A 16,359-nucleotide genomic window follows, 5' to 3' on the forward strand; every position below is an offset into this window, starting at 1 on the left:
TCTGTCGGCGAAGTCACAGCAACTCAACTTTTCTAACAAAACATAACATTTCCCGCGGGCGAAGGGAAGAGGCAGCTTCGTTGCGTCTCGCGCTCGCGGAGCGCGAGGGGAAGTCGGGGCTAACGTGGGGAACCATGAGCGAACTCCGTCCCGCCATCACCCGTCGCACAGCAGCGACCGGACGCCAGTACCGCATTTCACGGGGTGGCAGCGCCGCCGTCGTCGTCGAACTCGCGGCGGGGCTCCGCTCCTTCGAGGTCGACGGCGTTCAGCTCACCGAAACGTACGCCGACGACCAGATCCCGCCCGGCGCCGTCGGCATCACCCTGGCGCCCTGGGCCAACCGCGTCGAGGATGGCCGGTGGACCCTGGAGGGGACTGTCCAGCAGCTCGACATCACGGAACCGTCGAAGAACAACGCGAGCCATGGGCTGCTCCGCAACACGGGCTACGAGCTCCTCGAGCACGAAGGGGATCGGGTGGTCCTCGAGGGGACGGTCTTCCCACAGCACGGCTATCCGTTTCTGCTTCGGCATCGCGTGGAGTACCGGATCGACGACGACGGCGGGCTGCGCGTGCGCCAGGCCCTCGCCAACGATTCCGAGCGCCCCGCGCCGTTCGTGCTGGGCGCCCACCCCTACCTGCGGCTCGGCGACGTCGAGACCGGCGAGCTCCTGCTCACGGTGCGCGCCGGACACCGCCTCGTGACGGACGCGCGGCTCATCCCGCGCTCGGCCGCTCCGGCGGCGGGGGAGTGGGACCTGTCCTCCCCACGCCGCGTCAGCACCCTCGACCTCGATGCGGCGTATACAGGCCTCGCCTTCGAGGACGGAGTGGCCCGAGCGACGCTCACGGCGCCGGACGGTCGCTCCGTGTGGCTCTGGCAGGACAATCGCTGCCCCTACACGCACGTGTTCGTGACGCGTCGTTTCCCGGGCCGCGAGGTGGCCGTCGCCCTCGAGCCCCAGACGGGGCCAGCCAACGCCTTCAACAGCGGGGAGAGCCTCGGCTGGGTACCTCCCGGCGGGGAGGCAGCCATGGAATGGGGGATCGGGGCCGCGCTCTGAGCGCAGGCGAGATGGCAGGATGGGCAGATGGACGCCTCCGACGCACCCCGGACCGACGCCCCTGACCGCTCCACGCTTACCCAAGGGCCAGCCACCCACCGCCGTGTGACCGACGCTGACCTGCCCTTCGCCCTGCGCATCGCCGCCGCGTGGTCGTGGCGGCTCGCGATCATCATCGCGGTCGTGAGCGCCGCGCTGTGGGGCCTCGCGCACCTCAGCTTCCTCGTGATCCCCGTCCTCGTGGCGGCCCTGCTCGCGGGCCTCCTCGGGCCCGTCGTCGTCTGGCTGCGCCGCGCCCACGTCCCGCGCGGCCTCGCCGTCGCCATCACCGAGCTCGGCTTCATCGGGGTGGTCGCGGGACTCCTGACACTCGTGGGCCGGCAGATCACGGCCGGCCTCGCCCAGCTGTGGGACCAAGCGCTCGCAGGCCTCGGCGAGGTGCAGAAGTGGCTCGCCGAGGGCCCGCTCCAGCTCACGGCCGCCCAGCTCCAGACCTACATCGACAACGGCAAGGACCTGCTCCAGAACAACCAGAGCGGCGTGCTCAATGGGGTCCTGAGCGTCGGAAGCTCCGCCGGCCACATCATCACGGGTGCGCTCATCGCCCTTTTCGTGCTCGTGTTCTTCCTGCTCGAGGGCGAACGCATCTGGACGTTCCTCGTCGGGCTCCTGCCGAGGAACGCACGGGCGGCGACCGACGGCGCCGGCCGGGCCGGGTGGGTCTCGCTCGTGAGCTACGTCCGCGTCCAGGTCCTCGTCGCGGCCGTGGACGCCGTCGGAATCGGTGTGGGGGCCGCGATCCTCGGCGTCCCGCTCGCGCTCCCACTCGGAATCCTCGTCTTCGTCTCGTCCTTCATCCCTGTGGTCGGTGCCCTCGTGAGCGGCGCGGTCGCCGTCCTGCTCGCACTGGTCGCGAACGGCCTCGTCAACGCCGTCGTCATGCTTGCTGTCGTCATTGCGGTGCAGCAGCTCGAGAGCCATGTCCTTCAGCCGCTCGTCATGGGGCGGGCCGTCGCCCTCCACCCGGTCGCGGTCGTCCTCAGCGTCGCCGCGGGCTCTTACCTGGCGGGCATCCCGGGAGCCCTGTTCGCGGTGCCCACCCTTGCCGTCGCAAACTCTGCGGTTCGCTTCATCTCGGCCCGGGCGTGGGAAACTGATAGGGCGCTGACTCTGCCGGAGGCCCCCTCCGAGAGTCCCCGCGCCGCAGAGACCCCCGAAAGCCCCTAGGAGCCGGACCCATGAATGTCCTCTCGACCCTCGCTGTGACGCTGGACGATGTCCTTGCCGCACAGGAGCTGCTCGGAGGCATTATTGCGAAGACCCCGATCGAAACGTCGAGGGCGCTTGGCCAGATGGTCGGGTCCGACGTCTACTTCAAGTGCGAGAACCTCCAGCGGGCGGGCTCCTTCAAGGTGCGCGGCGCGTACGTGCGTATGGCCCGGCTGAGCGCGGAGGAGCGCCTTCTCGGCGTCGTCGCGGCCTCGGCGGGCAACCACGCGCAGGGCGTGGCCGTCGCGGCAAAGCGCCTGGGCATCAGGGCCCGCATCTACATGCCGCTCGGCGTGGCCCTCCCCAAGCTCCAGGCCACGCGGAGCCACGGAGCGGAAGTCGTCCTCCACGGCCACAACGTCGACGAGGCGCTCGCCGAGGCGAAGCGCTACGCCGAGGAGACGGGGGCCGTGTTCGTCCACCCGTTCGACAACGCCGACGTCGTCGCAGGGCAGGGCACCGTGGGGCTCGAGATCCTCGAGCAGATTCCCGACGTCGACACGATCCTCATGGGCGTTGGCGGCGGCGGCCTGCTCGCCGGCGTGGCCGTCGCAGTCAAGGCCCGGGCGGCGCAGCTGGGCCGGGACATCCGCGTGATCGGCGTGCAGGCGGAGAACGCGGCAGCGTACCCGCCGTCGCTCGCCGCCGACGCCGTCGTGCCGCTCCAGAAGGTCGCCACGATGGCGGACGGCATCGCGGTCGGGCTGCCTGGCCAGATCCCGTTCAGCATCATCCGCGAACTCGTCGACGACGTGGTGACCGTGAGCGAGGACTCGCTGGCCCGCGCGCTCATCTTCCTCCTCGAGAGGGCCAAGCTCGTGGTCGAGCCGGCAGGCGCCGTCGGCGTCGCCGCGCTCATGGACGGCAAGCTCGCCGAGCTCGGCATCGACGCCAAGAAGACCGCAGTCATCCTCTCGGGCGGCAACATCGACCCGATGCTCATGCTCAAGGTGATCCAGCGCGGCCTCTCCGCCGCCGGCCGGTTCCTGACGGTGCGCATGATGCTCGACGACCGCCCTGGTTCGCTCGCCACCATCTCGCGGATCATCGCGGAGAACGACGCGAACGTCACGGGCGTCGACCACACCCGCGTGGGTGGGTCGATCGCCATGGGCGACGTCGCCATCACCATCGACATGGAGACGAAGGGCCACCAGCACTCGGACCAGGTCCTCGAGGCGCTGCGCGCGGAGGGCTTCCAGCCGGTCGTCATCCACGTCTGACAACCGCCGGCGGCACACGGACCAACAGGGGCAGCCGGACGCAGACGACGGCGGCGCCGCACCCATCGATGGGTCGGCGCCGCCGTCGTCGTTCTCCCTGGTGTTGCCGCCCGCGATGCCGTCGGGACGACGCTTGGAGTCAGCCCGCGTACGGGGTGGCCGAGATGATCTCGACCTTGATCTCCTTGCCGTTCGGCGCGGTGTAGGAGAGCTTCTCGCCCTGCCTGTGCCCGATGATCGCCGCGCCGAGCGGGGACTTCTCGCTGAAGACGTCGATCTCCGCGTCGCCCGCGATCTCACGCGAACCGAGCAGGAAGCGTTCCTCCTCGCCCGCGATCTTGGCCACGACGAGCATGCCCGGTTCGACGACGCCGTCGTCAGCGGGCTTCTCGCCTACCTGCGCGTTGCGGAGGAGCTCCTGCAGCTGGCGGATGCGGGCCTCGATCTTGCCCTGCTCCTCCTTGGCCGCGTGGTAGCCGCCGTTCTCCTTGAGGTCGCCCTCCTGGCGGGCCGCCTCGATCCTCTCGACGATCTCGTGACGGCCGGCACCTGAGAGGTGGTCAAGCTCGGCCTTCAGGCGGTCGTACGCCTCCTGCGTGAGCCATGCGCCGCCATGGTGGGTGGTGGTCATCTCGTCTCCTCCATCAATCCGTGCACATCCCTGCACGGCCTTCCATGCAAAGACCCCGCCGGAGCGCTGCCGCGGCGCCGGGTGGAGACCCGGTCCGCCTGCTGCACCGACGGGGCATTGGTATCACTCCATTGTAGTGACCGAGCCAGACGATCCCAAGCTGGGAATGAGGCGCGTGTCACACTCCCCGAGGCTGCCGCTGGTCCTGTGGGCCGGTCAGGTGCCGGCGATCCAGCAGGAATCGACCGAGACGGAGACGGCCTTGACCTGGGTGCGGAGCGCCACGTGCGCCTGCTGCGTCACCTCACCGGAGGCGCCCTGAACGGGCCCGAATTCCAGCTGCTTCCAGCCGACGACGCCGAACGAGCTGTCGAGCGCCTTCACCGTGCAGTAGGCCGTCTGGGAGGCTTCCTTCGTCACCTGGATGTCCTCGGTGGCGTGCCAGGCGTCCGGCGTCGTGAAGTTGACGTCCTTGAAGGAGACGGTCTGGCTGTTTCCGCTCCACGCGAACACCGCGACACCGATGATGACGACGACGAGCGCGATGGCGGACAGGATCAGCCCCGCGCGCTTGGACAGCCTGTGCCGGGGGGCGCCGTAGCGGTCGCCGTACCGAGCGCTCCCGCCGGGGGCGTGTCGCGAGTCGGCTGCTGCTCCGGGGCTTTGGGTCACCCCACTATTCTAGGAGACGTGTCTGTAGGTAACGAGCCGCTCCGTCTCCTCGCCGTCCACGCCCACCCGGACGACGAGTCCAGCAAGGGCGCCCCCATGATGGCGAAGTACCTCGCCGAAGGCCACGAGGTCATGGTGGTGAGCTGCACGGACGGATCGCGAGGGGACATCCAGAACCCCGCGCTGTTGGGCCACCCCCACGCGAGCCGTGACATGGCTGGCGTCCGGCGGCTCGAGATGGCCGAGGCGCAGCGCATCATCGGCATGCAGCACCGGTGGCTCGGCTTCACCGACTCGGGACTCCCCGAGGGCGATCCTCTGCCGCCGCTGCCGTGGGGCGCGTTCGCGACCTTCCCGCTTCACCAGGCCGCGGCGCCTCTTGTGCGGCTCGTGCGCGAGTTCCGGCCCCACGTCGTCGTCTCGTACGACGAGAACGGCGGCTACCCCCACCCGGACCACATCATGGCCCACAGGGTCGCGGTCGAAGCATTCCGCGCGGCCCCGCTCGAGGACGAGTACCGGGACGCCGGGGAACCATGGGAGCCGTCGAAGCTCTACTACGACGTGCCCTTCAACGTCCGCAAGTACGAGTCCTTCCACCGGGCCCTGCTCGAGGCGGGGCTCGAATCCCCTTACGCGCGCTGGGTCGCCTCAGCCACCGAGGACGACGCCGAGGGCCACCACCCGTGGGCGGCGCGGCACCCTGTGACGAGCCAGGTCGAGTGCGGCGAGTACTTCGAGATCCGGGACCGCGCCCTCGCCGCGCACGCCTCGCAGGTGGACCCGGACGGTTCGTTCTTCGCCGTCTCCCTCGAGCTGCGGCAGCGCCTGTGGCCCTGGGAGGACTACTCCCTCATTTCGTCGTCCGTGGGCTACCCGCAGGACGGCGAGACTGAGACGGATCTCTTCGCCGGGCTGCGATAGTTTCGCACGCTAAGATTGTGGGGTGCATTCTCTGCTTCTGGCCCTCGCCGCCACGCCCAGCCCGACTGATTCGGGGACGCTCCGCCCGGGCCTGACGGACGACCAGATCACCCCGGGAATCTGGGGATTCCTGTCGACGGCGTTCATCGTCGTCCTCATGCTGTTTCTCATCGTGGACATGGTGCGCCGCCTCCGGCGCGTCCGGTACCGGAGCCAGGTCGAGGAGGAGCGCGCTGCCGGCGAGACTCCCGAGGGCCGCGGGGACGCAGACGAGGGCGACGGCGACGCGGACGAGGCTGCCGGTCCGGAGGCCCTCGGCGACGGCGCGAAGTCAGAGAACGGGTCTTCGGCCAGCCGGGGTCCCAAGGCCCCGCGCTAGGTGCTCGCGACCGGCGCGGCCGGAGCGGGCGCACCGCCCGCCGGTTCGTGCAGGTGTGTAGCCGTCCCCTTTCCGGGGGAGACTCAGGGGTATGGCGAATCGACTGGCCGGGAGCCCCTCGGCCTACCTCCGGCAGCATGCGGACAATCCCGTCGACTGGCAGCCTTACGGCGACGAGGCATTTGCCGAGGCAGAGCGACGCGGCGTCCCACTCTTCATCTCGATCGGCTACGCCGCGTGCCACTGGTGCCACGTCATGGCCCACGAGTCCTTCGAGGACCGCGCAACGGCCGAGGTGCTCAACGAGCGGTTCGTGAGCATCAAGGTGGACCGCGAGGAGCGCCCGGACGTCGACGCCGTCTACATGGCGGCGTGCCAGGCCATGAGCGGCCAGGGCGGCTGGCCCCTGAGCATCTTCGCCCTGCCGGACGGCCGCGCGTTCTACGCCGGCACCTACTTCCCGCCGCTCCCGTACCCGGGACGCCCCAGCTTCCGCCAGATTCTCGACGCGGTCTGGGAGGCCTGGACCGAGCGCCGGGACGCCGTCGAGCAGCAGGCCGCCGCGCTCGCCGAGGGGCTGGGCGGGGTATTCTCCGCGCACCTACTCGACGTCGAGGCCCCCGCGGGGAGTGTTGAGCCTCAGACGCTCGAGGCGGCAGTCGCGGGACTCGTGCGGACCGAGGATCCCGAACACGGCGGCTTCGGGGGCGCCCCCAAGTTCCCGCCGTCGCCCGTTCTCGAATTCCTCATCCGCCACGCTGTGGGAACCTCCGCTGGAACGTCCCCTGACAGCGGCAGCGGCAGCGCCGACGTCGCGCGCGGCCTCGCGGGCCGCACGCTCGCGGCCATGTGCCGCTCGGCCCTCTTCGACGCCCTCGGCGGCGGGTTTGCCAGGTACTCCGTGACGGCGGACTGGTCTCTCCCGCACTACGAGAAGATGCTGTACGACAACGCTCAGCTGCTGCGGGTCCTCGCGCACTGGGTGCGCCTCGGAGGCTCGGCGGAGTTCCCGCTCGAGGAGGCACGTCGGGCCGCCGGGCTCACGGCGGACTTCCTCGTCCGCGAGCTCGGCCTTCCCGAGGGGGGCTTGGCGTCGTCCCTCGACGCCGACTCGGACCGCGATGGACGCAGCGTCGAGGGCGGCTACTACGTCTGGACGCGCCGGGAGCTCGGCGATGCCCTGGGCGCGGACAACTCGGACGACGCCGGGCGCCTTGCCTCGCTCTTTGGGCTCCCCAGCGGCGACCAACCCGAGAATGCCGCTCCCCTGCACGCGGGCCGCGAGCTCGGCCCCGAGGAGCGCGAACTCCTCGAACGGCACCGCGCTGCGCTCCTCGCCGCCCGGTCCCGCCGGACACCGCCCGGGCGGGACGACAAGGTGGTCGCTGGCTGGAACGGCCTCGCCGTCGCCGCCCTCGCGGACGCGGCGTGGGCCCTTGAGAGGCCCGAACTCCTCGACGAGGCGCGCCGCGCCGCGGAGCTCCTCGCAACCGTGCACTGGGACGGGGAGCGGCTCCTCCGCGTGTCCCACGCCGGCTCGGCAGCGGGGATCGAGGGCCTGCTCGCGGACTATGCGGGCTGCGCGGAGGGCGCCTTCGCGCTCTATGCGGCAACCGGGGAGGAGCGCTGGTACGCGTGGGCGGAGGAGCTCGTCACTGCCGCCACTGGGCGCTTCGTCGCGGATGGGCTGCTCTCGGACGAGGCAGTGGCCGGTGATGGGTCGGCCCGTGAAGCAGTGGCCGCTGATGGCTCCGGTGGAGCATCGGCTGGCGTACGTGCCGCTCTCGCCGGAGCGCGCACGCTCGATCCCCACGACACGGAGATTCCGAGCGGAGCCTCCTTGCTCGCCGGCGTCCTTCTGACCCACGCTGCGTACAGCAGTTCCTCCGGCGACCGGGGGCTCGCATCCTCGATCCTCGCTGGCCTGCCACGTGTCCTCGCCCAGGGGCCTCGGGTGGCGGGCTGGCTCCTCGCCGTGGCCGAGGCCGCCCTCGCAGGCCCCCTCGAGATCGCCGTCGTCGGCGCCCCCGGCGAGGAACGACGCCGTCTGCTCGCCGCAGCGTGGGCAGCACCCAGCCCCGGGCTCGTGGTCGCCGCCGGGAAAGCCGTGGCCGAGGACTCACGCGTCCCGCTGCTCGCCGACCGGCCAGCAGGCCCGCATGGGTCGCCGCTCGCCTACGTGTGCCGGGACTTCGCCTGCCGGCTCCCGGTCAGCACGCCTGAGGAGCTGGTGGAACAGGTGCGTGCCGGAGGATGACGGGTGTCAGAGGCCGGGTGCGCCCACAATCGCGACCATGATCGCGACGAAGTGCACGGCGAAGCCCGCGACCGTGAAGGCGTGGAAGAACTCGTGGAACCCGAAATGCTGCCAGCTGAAGTTGGGCCGCCGGAACCCGTAGAAGACCGCGCCGGCAATATAGAAGGCCCCGCCCACGCACACGAGAATCGCGGCGGGGGCGTTCGCCGCGAAGAACTGGGGGAGGAACAGGAGTGCGGCGCAGCCGAGGGCAATGTAGATCGGCACGTAGAGCCACCGTGGCGCGGTGAGCCAGATGACGCGGAAGAGTACTCCGAGCACGGCCGCGGCCCAGATCGCGACGAGGAGGACGACGGCCGTCGGGCGCGGAAGGAGCACCCACGAGAGCGGGGTGTAGGTGCCTGCGATGACAAGCATGATGTTCGTGTGGTCGATCCGCTTGAGGATCGCCTTCACGGGAGGTGACCACCTGCCGCGGTGGTAGACCGCGGAAACGCTGAACAGGGCGAGGCCGGTGAATGCGTAGACGGCGCACGCGATCTTCCGGTCGGGCGTGGGAGCCAACGCGACGAGGACGATGCCGGCCACAAGCGCGATGGGCGCGGCGACGGTGTGGATCCAACCCCGCCACGACGGCTTGAGCGCCAAGAGTTCCGCGCGGTTCACCTCGTGCTGCCGCATGTTTCGAGTCTAGCCTCCATGTACCTAAGTTACTCCCCGGTAGCCAGCCGCCGGGGCCAGCCCCACCCGTGGGTCCAGCGCCGGCGCCCGCCGCGCTGCCGGTAGGCTGGGGGCCATGCGTGAGCGGTGGCCGGGACTCTGGTGCGTCGGTCCGGCGTCGAGTCGGGCCGCGGCCTGGCTGCACCCCGAGACCCGGGCGGTGACGGCGCCGTGACCGCGCGACGGCGTCACGGGAAGGACCGGATGGAGCTTCCCGCCTTCCTCTACGGGTACTACGAGCGACGGCTCCAGCGTGTCCTGACGCCCGAGAACATCCCCGGGCACATCGGCGTGATGGTGGACGGCAATCGCCGCTGGGCCCGGCAGTTCAACGCCCCGACGGCCCAAGGCCACCGGGCCGGGGCGGACAAGATCCACGAATTCCTTGGCTGGTGCCGCGAGCTCGGGGTGCGGGTCGTGACCCTGTACATGCTCTCGACCGACAACATGAACCGCTCGAGCGACGAGCTGGCGGAGCTCACGGAGATCATTGCCGAGACGCTCGACAGGCTCGACGACGACCCGAAAGTCTCCGTCCACGCTATGGGCGCCCCCGAGCTCCTCCCCGACCACCTCGCGGAACGCCTGGCCCGTCTCACGGCGAAGCCGAGCCCGTCGGAACCCCTCCACGTCAACGTCGCCGTCGGCTATGGCGGCCGCCGCGAGATCGTCGACGCCGTCCGAGATCTCCTCAGGGACGCGCTCGCCCGCGGCGAGGACATCACGGCGCTCGCCGATCGGCTCGACGTCGACGACATCTCCCGCTTCCTCTACACCGCGGGGCAGCCGGACCCCGACCTCGTGATCCGCACGTCGGGGGAGCAGCGGCTCTCCGGCTTCCTCATGTGGCAGAGCGCCTACAGCGAGTTCTACTTCTGCGAGGCCCTGTGGCCGGACTTCCGGAAGGTCGACTTCCTGCGCGCCCTCCGCGACTATGCGGGGCGTCAGCGCCGCTTCGGCGCCTGAGCGGCGCGCTTTTTAGGCCGCGCTGTTCAGGCCGCCGTACTTTTCAGGCCGCCGCGCTGTTCAGGTCGCCGCGCTGTTCAGGCGGTCGTGCTGTTCAGATCGCCCGCGCTGTTCAGATCGCCCGCGCTGTTCAGGCCGCCGCGCTTTTCAGGCCGCCGTCGACCTGATTCCGCGCGCGACCGCGACGAGGCACGCGAGGCACACGGCGGCGACCACGAGGAGCAGCACCGCGTAGGGGGCGAACCCTGCGAGGCCGGCCAGCACGATCGGGAGCAGGAAGCCGAGGTAGCTCAGGCTGTAGTAGACGCCCGTGAGGCCGGCGAGATCGTCGGGGCCCGCGATCGACTGCACCTCGCCCAGGCCCGAGACGAGACACGTCCCGTAGGCGGCCCCCAGGATCGCCGCCGCGAGTGCGCCGAGCCACGGTGAGAGGACGACGGCGTTTCCGGCGGCAGCCAGGAGCCCGACGAGCATTGCCGCCAGGCCGGCGACCCCGGCCCGCCCGTGCGTCAGGGCGTTGATCCGGGGAACGAACGGCTGCACGACGGCGCCCACGCCGAGGGTCAGCACCGTGAGGCCGGTTGCGTAGGCGAGAGCCCAGCGTCCGACGACGGGTGCTTCGAGCAGCGGAATGACGGCGTACCCGATTCCGGCGGTAGCGAAGATCCACGGCGCCCCGGGCACGACAACGCGCACGAATCTCTCATGCCCGACGAGCGGCACCCGGAGGTCGTCCCAGAGGCCCCTGGAGCTCCGGCTGCCCCCTGCGGACTTCGTTTCGGGCACGGAGGCGACGAGCGCGAGCGACGCGAGCGCGAGCACCACGTGGACCGCGTAGGGGAGGACCGACGGGAGGGGGCCCCATTGGGCGAGGGAGCCCGCCACCCCTGCGCCTAGCCCGAAACCGAGGGTGAGCGCGAGGGCGGGGCGTCGCGCCCCTGCGGCGGAACTGCCTTCCGGAGCGAGTGTCGGGTCGAACCGCGGTCCCGAGAGTTCCTTGACCCAACTCGTGCCGACTGACATCGCAACGCCCACCGAGGCACCGGCCAGAAACCGTCCGCCGCACATGGCCACGGCCGAGGCGGACCCCACGGCGAGGACGATGCTCGCAGCGGCCGAGAGCAGGACGCCGGCGAGCACGAGGGGGCGGCGTCCGTGGCGATCGGACAGTGCGCCCCCGAGCAGGAGACCGGGGACGAGTCCGGCCACGTAGGTTCCGAGGAAGACGTCGACCGCGAGCACCGAGTAGTGGAAGTTCACCTCGTAGAGGTGCAGGAGCGGGGTGAAGTGGTTCCCGCCCCACGCGATGGCGAACAGGGCAGACGAGGCACGGAGCCAGGGGCGGCGCATGAGGGGCTTTCTGTTGTTGGGGAGCGGGTAGGGTGCTGGGGCCCCGGGCTGCTGTCGGGACGGGCCCCCGATTCTGGCGGGCGGAGCCGTGTCAGGAGCCCGAAGCACCGCGGCCGCCGAGGCCGACGTGTGCGCGCAGCAGGCGGGAGTATCCCGCGGCATCACCGTGGGCGAAGAGCTCGGCGAGTTCCCGGTGCTGCGCAAGGAAGCGCGCGACGTCGGACCTGCCGCTGCGGACGACGGCGTGCGTGAGCCGCGCGAGCCGTGGGCGGAGCTGGGCGTAGAAGCCGTCGAGGATCGGATTCCGCGAGGCGCTTGCAACGGCCGCATGGAAGGCGTGGTCCGCACTCGCGAACGCGAGCGCATCCCCGCGTTCTCGGGCCCGCGCCTGCTCGTCGAGGAAGCCCCTGAGGGCAGATTCGGTGGTGGTCCGCGCCTCGGCCTCGGCGACCCGGACCGATTCCGCCTCGAGCATGACCCGGGCTTCGAGGAGATGCCGCGCGGCGGCGTCGTCCTCGGCGGTGACGATCGCGCCCTTCTTGGGGTAGAGGCGGAGCAGGCCTTCGGCGGCAAGCCGGAGGAAGGCTTCCCGGACGGGCGTCCGGCTCATGCCCAGGGAGTCGGCACGCTCGCCTTCGGTGATGAGCGATCCCGCCTGGAGCGTTCCCGAGACGATGTCCTCGGCGAGCGAGGCATAGGCCCTCTCGGCGGCAGTGGCGGGCGATCCGGGAAGAACCGGCGACAGGAACGACACAACCACAACTCTAGCCTGTTGTACGCAATGATAGATGCAACAACGGATCCCAGTGATTCAGGCAACATGCCCGGCATGTTCATTTCGCGGCAACCTCGTGCGGCGTAATGTGGCGGCATCGGGGGCATCCGCTTCCCGAACGGGGAGGCCGAATTGGGCGTTGCGTTTGCAGCTGCTCCAGGAGGCCGGTTCGGCCTCACGGCCGAGCCGGAAAAATCTGGAGACTGCCGGGGAAACCCGGGGGCTGGAGTCGACGTGACGACCACAGGAACGCTGTCCGGAGAGCCCACCGCCGCTGTCGGTCGGCGGACTTATGTGCTGGACACCTCCGTGCTGCTGTCGGACCCGAGGGCCGTGCTGCGCTTTGCGGAGCACGAGGTCGTGATCCCCGTTGTCGTGATCACCGAACTCGAGGCGAAACGCCATGATCCCGAGCTGGGCTACTTCGCCCGCAAGGCGCTGCGACTGCTGGACGATCTCCGCCTCGAGCACGGGAGCCTCGGCAGCCCGATTCCGATCGGTGCGCTGGGCGGGACGCTCGTAGTCGAGCTCAACCACATTTCGGCAGAGGTGCTGCCCGCCGGCTTCCGCAGCGGTGACAACGACTCGCGGATCCTCGCCGTCGCGAAGAACCTCGGCAATGAGGGACGTTCCGTCACGGTCGTCTCGAAGGACCTCCCGATGCGCGTCAAGGCGTCCGCGATGCAGCTCGACGCGGACGAGTACCGCAACGAGCAGATCGTCGATTCGGGGTGGACCGGGGTCGCGGAGATCGAGGCGAGCGAGGCGGAGGTCTCGGCGCTGTACGGCCACGAGCCGGTCTTCCTTCCGGAAGCGGCCGAGATGCCCGTCAACACGGGGCTTGTCATCATGTCCTCCCGCGGCTCGGCCCTCGGCCGCGTCGGCGCGGACAAGCAGGTCCGCCTCGTCCGCGGCGACCGTGACGTCTTCGGGCTCCACGGGCGCTCCGCGGAGCAGCGGCTCGCGATCGACCTCCTCATGGATCCCGCTGTCGGGATCGTGTCCCTCGGAGGGAAGGCCGGCACGGGCAAGTCGGCCCTCGCGTTGTGTGCCGGCCTCGAGGCCGTCATGGAGCGCCGCGAGCACAAGAAGGTCGTAGTGTTCCGGCCGCTGTTCGCCGTGGGCGGCCAGGAGCTCGGCTACCTGCCGGGCACTGAGGCCGAGAAGATGAACCCCTGGGGCCAGGCGGTCTTCGACACGCTCGGTGCGGTGACCAGCCCCGCCGTCATCGACGAGGTCATGGACCGCGGGATGCTCGAGGTACTGCCCCTCACCCACATCCGGGGACGGTCGCTGCACGACTCCTTCGTCATCGTCGACGAGGCGCAGTCGCTCGAGAAGAACGTCCTGCTCACGGTCATGAGCCGCATCGGTCAGAACTCGAAGATCGTCCTCACACACGACGTCGCCCAGCGCGACAACCTGCGGGTGGGGCGGCACGACGGGATCGCAGCCGTCGTCGAGACGCTCAAGGGCCACCCGCTCTTCGCGCACGTGACGCTCACACGGTCCGAGCGTTCGCCCATCGCGGCGCTCGTGACAGAGCTGCTCGAGCGGGCCGAGATCTAAGGGGCGATCTAGGAGCCGAGATCCAAGGGTGATTGCCACGGAGTGAGGGAGTCGTCGGATAGGGTCCAACTGTGACCCACCGACTCCCCGAGCTCTGGCACACGAGCCCGGTCGCGTTCTGGCTTGTCGCGGCGTGCCTGGCGTACTTCGTCTGGATGGCGGCGCGGCTCGCCGTGATCGACATCCGGAGCCATCTCCTGCCGAACCGGATTGTGCTGCCGAGCTACTGGGCGGCGTTGCCGCTCGCCGTTGCCGCCGCGATCGGTTCGGCGGGCGCCACGTTCGACGGCGGAGCGGTGGCTCGCGTGGTCGGCGGCGGGGCGGTGCTGTGGGCCGTCTACTTCGTGCTCCGCGTCGTGTACCCCGCCGGCATGGGCCTCGGCGACGTGAAGCTGGCGGGCGTCCTCGGCCTGTACCTCGGATACCTCAGCTGGGAGCACCTCCTCTGGGGCACCGCGGCCGCGTTCCTGCTCGGTGGACTCTACGGCGTCGTCCTCATCGTGCTGCGGCGCGCGACCGGCAAGACGGCCATCCCATTCGGGCCGTTCATGCTGGCTGGCGCCGCCCTCGCGCTCCTGCTGCCCGCCTAGCTGCTAGGACTCTCCCGCAGGAGCGCCCACGAAGTGCGCCCCGCGCCCGGGGTCGAGGGCCCACTCGATCGCCCTCCGGTGCAGCGGCGGCAGGTCCGGAACGCCCTCGGGCTCGAACCAGCGCACCTCGAGGTTCTCGTCGTCGTTGACCCTGGCGTCGCCCGAGACGTAGGCACACGCCATCACGACGTCGAGGTACTGTGCCCGGTCGCCGTTCGGATACACGACGGGAGCTGTCGTTCCGACACCGGCGAGGTGGCTGACCCGCACGTGCACCCCGGTCTCCTCGAGCACTTCCCGGACGGCCGTGGCCGCGGGTTCTTCGCCCGGTTCGACAATCCCGGCGGGGACCGTCCAGCGGCCGTTGTCGGCGCGGCGCACGAGGAGCAGCCGCCCGGCGTCGTCAGTCACCACTGCCTTGACGCCGGGCAGCCACAGAGGGTGGACGCCGATCATGTCCCGGAGCGCCAGGACGAAGTCGGGGGTGGGCATGGCTGTCTAGGCCTTGGCCTGCCCCGTCATCGTCGTGACGTCGAGGGCCTTGTCGAGCTGCTCCTCCGTGAGCTCGCCGCGCTCGACGAAGCCGAGGGCGATCGTGGCCTCGCGGATCGTGAGGCCCTCCTTGACGGCCTTCTTCGCGATGGCGGCTGCGTTCTCGTAGCCGATGTACTTGTTGAGCGGCGTGACGATCGACGGCGACGCCTCGGCGAGGAAGCGGGCGCGCTCGACGTTCGCGGTGATTCCGTCGACCATCTTGTCTGCCATCACGCGCGCCGTGTTGGCCAGCAGGCGGATCGACTCGAGCAGGTTGGCGGCCATGACCGGGATGCCGACGTTGAGCTCGAAGGCACCGTTCGTCGAGGACAGGGCGATGGTCGTGTCGTTGCCGATGACCTGCGCCGCGACCATGATCGCGGCCTCGCAGATGACCGGGTTGACCTTGCCAGGCATGATCGACGACCCGGGCTGCAGGTCGGGGAGGGCGATCTCACCGAGGCCCGTGTTGGGGCCAGACCCCATCCAGCGGAGGTCGTTCGAGATCTTCATCACGGAGTACGCGATGTTGCGGAGCTGGCCGGACGCCTCGATGAGGCCGTCGCGGTTCGCCTGCGCCTCGAAGTGGTTCCGGGCCTCTGTGATGGGGAGCGCCGTGTCCTCGGCGAGGAGCTTGATCACGCGCTGAGGGAAGCCCGCCGGCGTGTTGATGCCGGTGCCGACCGCGGTGCCTCCGAGTGGGACTTCCGCGACGCGCGGAAGGGACGCTTCGATCCGCTCGATGCCGTACCGGACCTGGGCCTCGTAGCCCGAGAACTCCTGCCCGAGGGTGACGGGCGTGGCGTCCATGAGGTGCGTGCGGCCCGACTTCACGACGTCCTTGAACTCCTCGGCCTTGCGGCCGAGCGCCGCCGCGAGATGCGTGAGCGCGGGGACGAGGTCGTTGAGCAGGGCGTTGGTCGCAGCCACGTGGACCGACGTCGGGAAGACGTCGTTCGAGGACTGCGAGGCGTTGACATGGTCGTTCGGATGGACCACCTTGTCCACGCCCTTCTCCCGGAGCGCGCGGCTCGCGAGCTCGGCGAGGACCTCGTTCATGTTCATGTTCGAGGACGTGCCGGAGCCCGTCTGGAACACGTCGATGGGGAAGTGGCTGTCGAATTCGCCAGCGGCCACGCGATCGGCGGCGCCGGCGATGGCGTCCGCGAGATCCCCGTCGATCACGCCGAGCTCCTCGTTCGCGCGGGCCGCGGCCTTCTTGACGCGGGCCAGGGCCTCGATGTGCTTGCGCTCGAGGGTCTTGCCCGAGATCGGGAAGTTCTCGACGGCGCGCTGGGTCTGGGCCCGGTACAGGGCGGCCGCGGGCACACGCACCTCGCCCATCGTGTCGTGTTCGATCCGGTATTCGGCAGAATCCTGCACGGCAGAGTCAGTCATGCCACCCAGATTAGCCCCCGGGCGGGGGCCGTTCC

Annotated in this window: 16 protein-coding genes; 9 read left to right on the plus strand and 7 right to left on the minus strand. The window is 70.1% G+C overall.

The window, feature by feature from the left end; translation table 11 throughout:
• The first annotated feature begins 134 nt into the window (after window positions 1–134).
• From E6A21_RS06250 to ilvA, 3 genes are read left to right on the plus strand one after another with little or no spacing between them, the layout of a single operon-like run.
• A complete protein-coding gene (locus E6A21_RS06250; protein ID WP_138443280.1) occupies window positions 135–1,067 on the plus strand; it encodes an aldose 1-epimerase family protein in 933 nt (310 codons plus the stop codon).
• Between the two features lie 27 nt (window positions 1,068–1,094).
• Window positions 1,095–2,294 (plus strand): AI-2E family transporter, encoded by a 1,200-nt coding sequence (locus E6A21_RS06255; protein ID WP_138443281.1) that lies wholly within the window; start codon window positions 1,095–1,097, stop codon window positions 2,292–2,294.
• 11 nt (window positions 2,295–2,305) lie between these two features.
• Entirely contained in the window at window positions 2,306–3,559 is a 1,254-nt protein-coding gene (ilvA, locus tag E6A21_RS06260; RefSeq protein WP_138443282.1) for a threonine ammonia-lyase, read from the plus strand.
• A 139-nt stretch (window positions 3,560–3,698) separates the two neighbouring features.
• On the opposite strand, the gene greA is transcribed toward ilvA, so the two are convergent.
• Both greA and E6A21_RS06270 read right to left on the minus strand, forming a co-directional pair.
• Window positions 3,699–4,190, minus strand: a complete 492-nt coding sequence (gene greA / locus E6A21_RS06265; protein WP_138443283.1) for a transcription elongation factor GreA — start codon at window positions 4,188–4,190, stop codon at window positions 3,699–3,701.
• A 216-nt stretch (window positions 4,191–4,406) separates the two neighbouring features.
• Complete coding sequence (locus E6A21_RS06270) at window positions 4,407–4,862, minus strand: DUF4307 domain-containing protein (RefSeq protein ID WP_246036231.1); 456 nt, start codon at window positions 4,860–4,862, stop codon at window positions 4,407–4,409.
• Between the two features lie 18 nt (window positions 4,863–4,880).
• On the opposite strand from E6A21_RS06270, the gene mca reads away from it, so the two are divergent.
• From mca to E6A21_RS06285, 3 genes are all read left to right on the plus strand, one after another.
• Window positions 4,881–5,786, plus strand: a complete 906-nt coding sequence (gene mca / locus E6A21_RS06275) for a mycothiol conjugate amidase Mca (RefSeq protein WP_138443284.1) — start codon at window positions 4,881–4,883, stop codon at window positions 5,784–5,786.
• 22 nt (window positions 5,787–5,808) lie between these two features.
• Window positions 5,809–6,165, plus strand: coding sequence for a hypothetical protein (locus E6A21_RS06280; RefSeq protein ID WP_138443285.1), 357 nt, complete (start codon window positions 5,809–5,811; stop codon window positions 6,163–6,165).
• 91 nt (window positions 6,166–6,256) lie between these two features.
• Window positions 6,257–8,422: a thioredoxin domain-containing protein gene (locus E6A21_RS06285; protein ID WP_138443286.1), complete on the plus strand. Its 2,166-nt coding sequence runs from the start codon at window positions 6,257–6,259 to the stop codon at window positions 8,420–8,422.
• A gap of 6 nt (window positions 8,423–8,428) precedes the next feature.
• Here the strand turns inward: E6A21_RS06285 and trhA are convergent, their stop codons facing one another.
• Entirely contained in the window at window positions 8,429–9,103 is a 675-nt protein-coding gene (gene trhA / locus E6A21_RS06290) for a PAQR family membrane homeostasis protein TrhA (protein WP_138443287.1), read from the minus strand.
• Between the two features lie 243 nt (window positions 9,104–9,346).
• Between trhA and E6A21_RS06295 the strand changes: the two genes are divergently transcribed.
• Window positions 9,347–10,108: an isoprenyl transferase gene (locus tag E6A21_RS06295; protein ID WP_138443347.1), complete on the plus strand. Its 762-nt coding sequence runs from the start codon at window positions 9,347–9,349 to the stop codon at window positions 10,106–10,108.
• Between the two features lie 147 nt (window positions 10,109–10,255).
• Here the strand turns inward: E6A21_RS06295 and E6A21_RS06300 are convergent, their stop codons facing one another.
• Together E6A21_RS06300 and E6A21_RS06305 are read right to left on the minus strand one after the other, a co-directional pair.
• Window positions 10,256–11,458 carry an MFS transporter gene (locus E6A21_RS06300; RefSeq protein ID WP_138443288.1) on the minus strand — a complete coding sequence of 401 codons (1,203 nt, stop codon included), beginning with the start codon at window positions 11,456–11,458 and terminating at the stop codon, window positions 10,256–10,258.
• A gap of 91 nt (window positions 11,459–11,549) precedes the next feature.
• Complete coding sequence (locus tag E6A21_RS06305; protein WP_138443289.1) at window positions 11,550–12,212, minus strand: GntR family transcriptional regulator; 663 nt, start codon at window positions 12,210–12,212, stop codon at window positions 11,550–11,552.
• A 255-nt stretch (window positions 12,213–12,467) separates the two neighbouring features.
• On the opposite strand from E6A21_RS06305, the gene phoH2 reads away from it, so the two are divergent.
• Both phoH2 and E6A21_RS06315 read left to right on the plus strand, forming a co-directional pair.
• Entirely contained in the window at window positions 12,468–13,802 is a 1,335-nt protein-coding gene (phoH2, locus tag E6A21_RS06310; protein WP_138443290.1) for an RNA 5'-3' helicase PhoH2, read from the plus strand.
• Window positions 13,803–13,873: 71 nt separating this feature from the next.
• Window positions 13,874–14,392 (plus strand): prepilin peptidase, encoded by a 519-nt coding sequence (locus E6A21_RS06315; protein ID WP_138443291.1) that lies wholly within the window; start codon window positions 13,874–13,876, stop codon window positions 14,390–14,392.
• A 3-nt stretch (window positions 14,393–14,395) separates the two neighbouring features.
• On the opposite strand, the gene E6A21_RS06320 is transcribed toward E6A21_RS06315, so the two are convergent.
• Window positions 14,396–14,884 (minus strand): NUDIX hydrolase, encoded by a 489-nt coding sequence (locus tag E6A21_RS06320; RefSeq protein WP_138443292.1) that lies wholly within the window; start codon window positions 14,882–14,884, stop codon window positions 14,396–14,398.
• Window positions 14,885–14,890: 6 nt separating this feature from the next.
• Window positions 14,891–16,324: a class II fumarate hydratase gene (locus E6A21_RS06325; RefSeq protein ID WP_246036232.1), complete on the minus strand. Its 1,434-nt coding sequence runs from the start codon at window positions 16,322–16,324 to the stop codon at window positions 14,891–14,893.
• Window positions 16,325–16,359: the final 35 nt, after the last annotated feature.

This window comes from Sinomonas susongensis (assembly GCF_005877005.1).
Taxonomy (GTDB): Bacteria; Actinomycetota; Actinomycetes; order Actinomycetales; family Micrococcaceae; genus Sinomonas; species Sinomonas susongensis.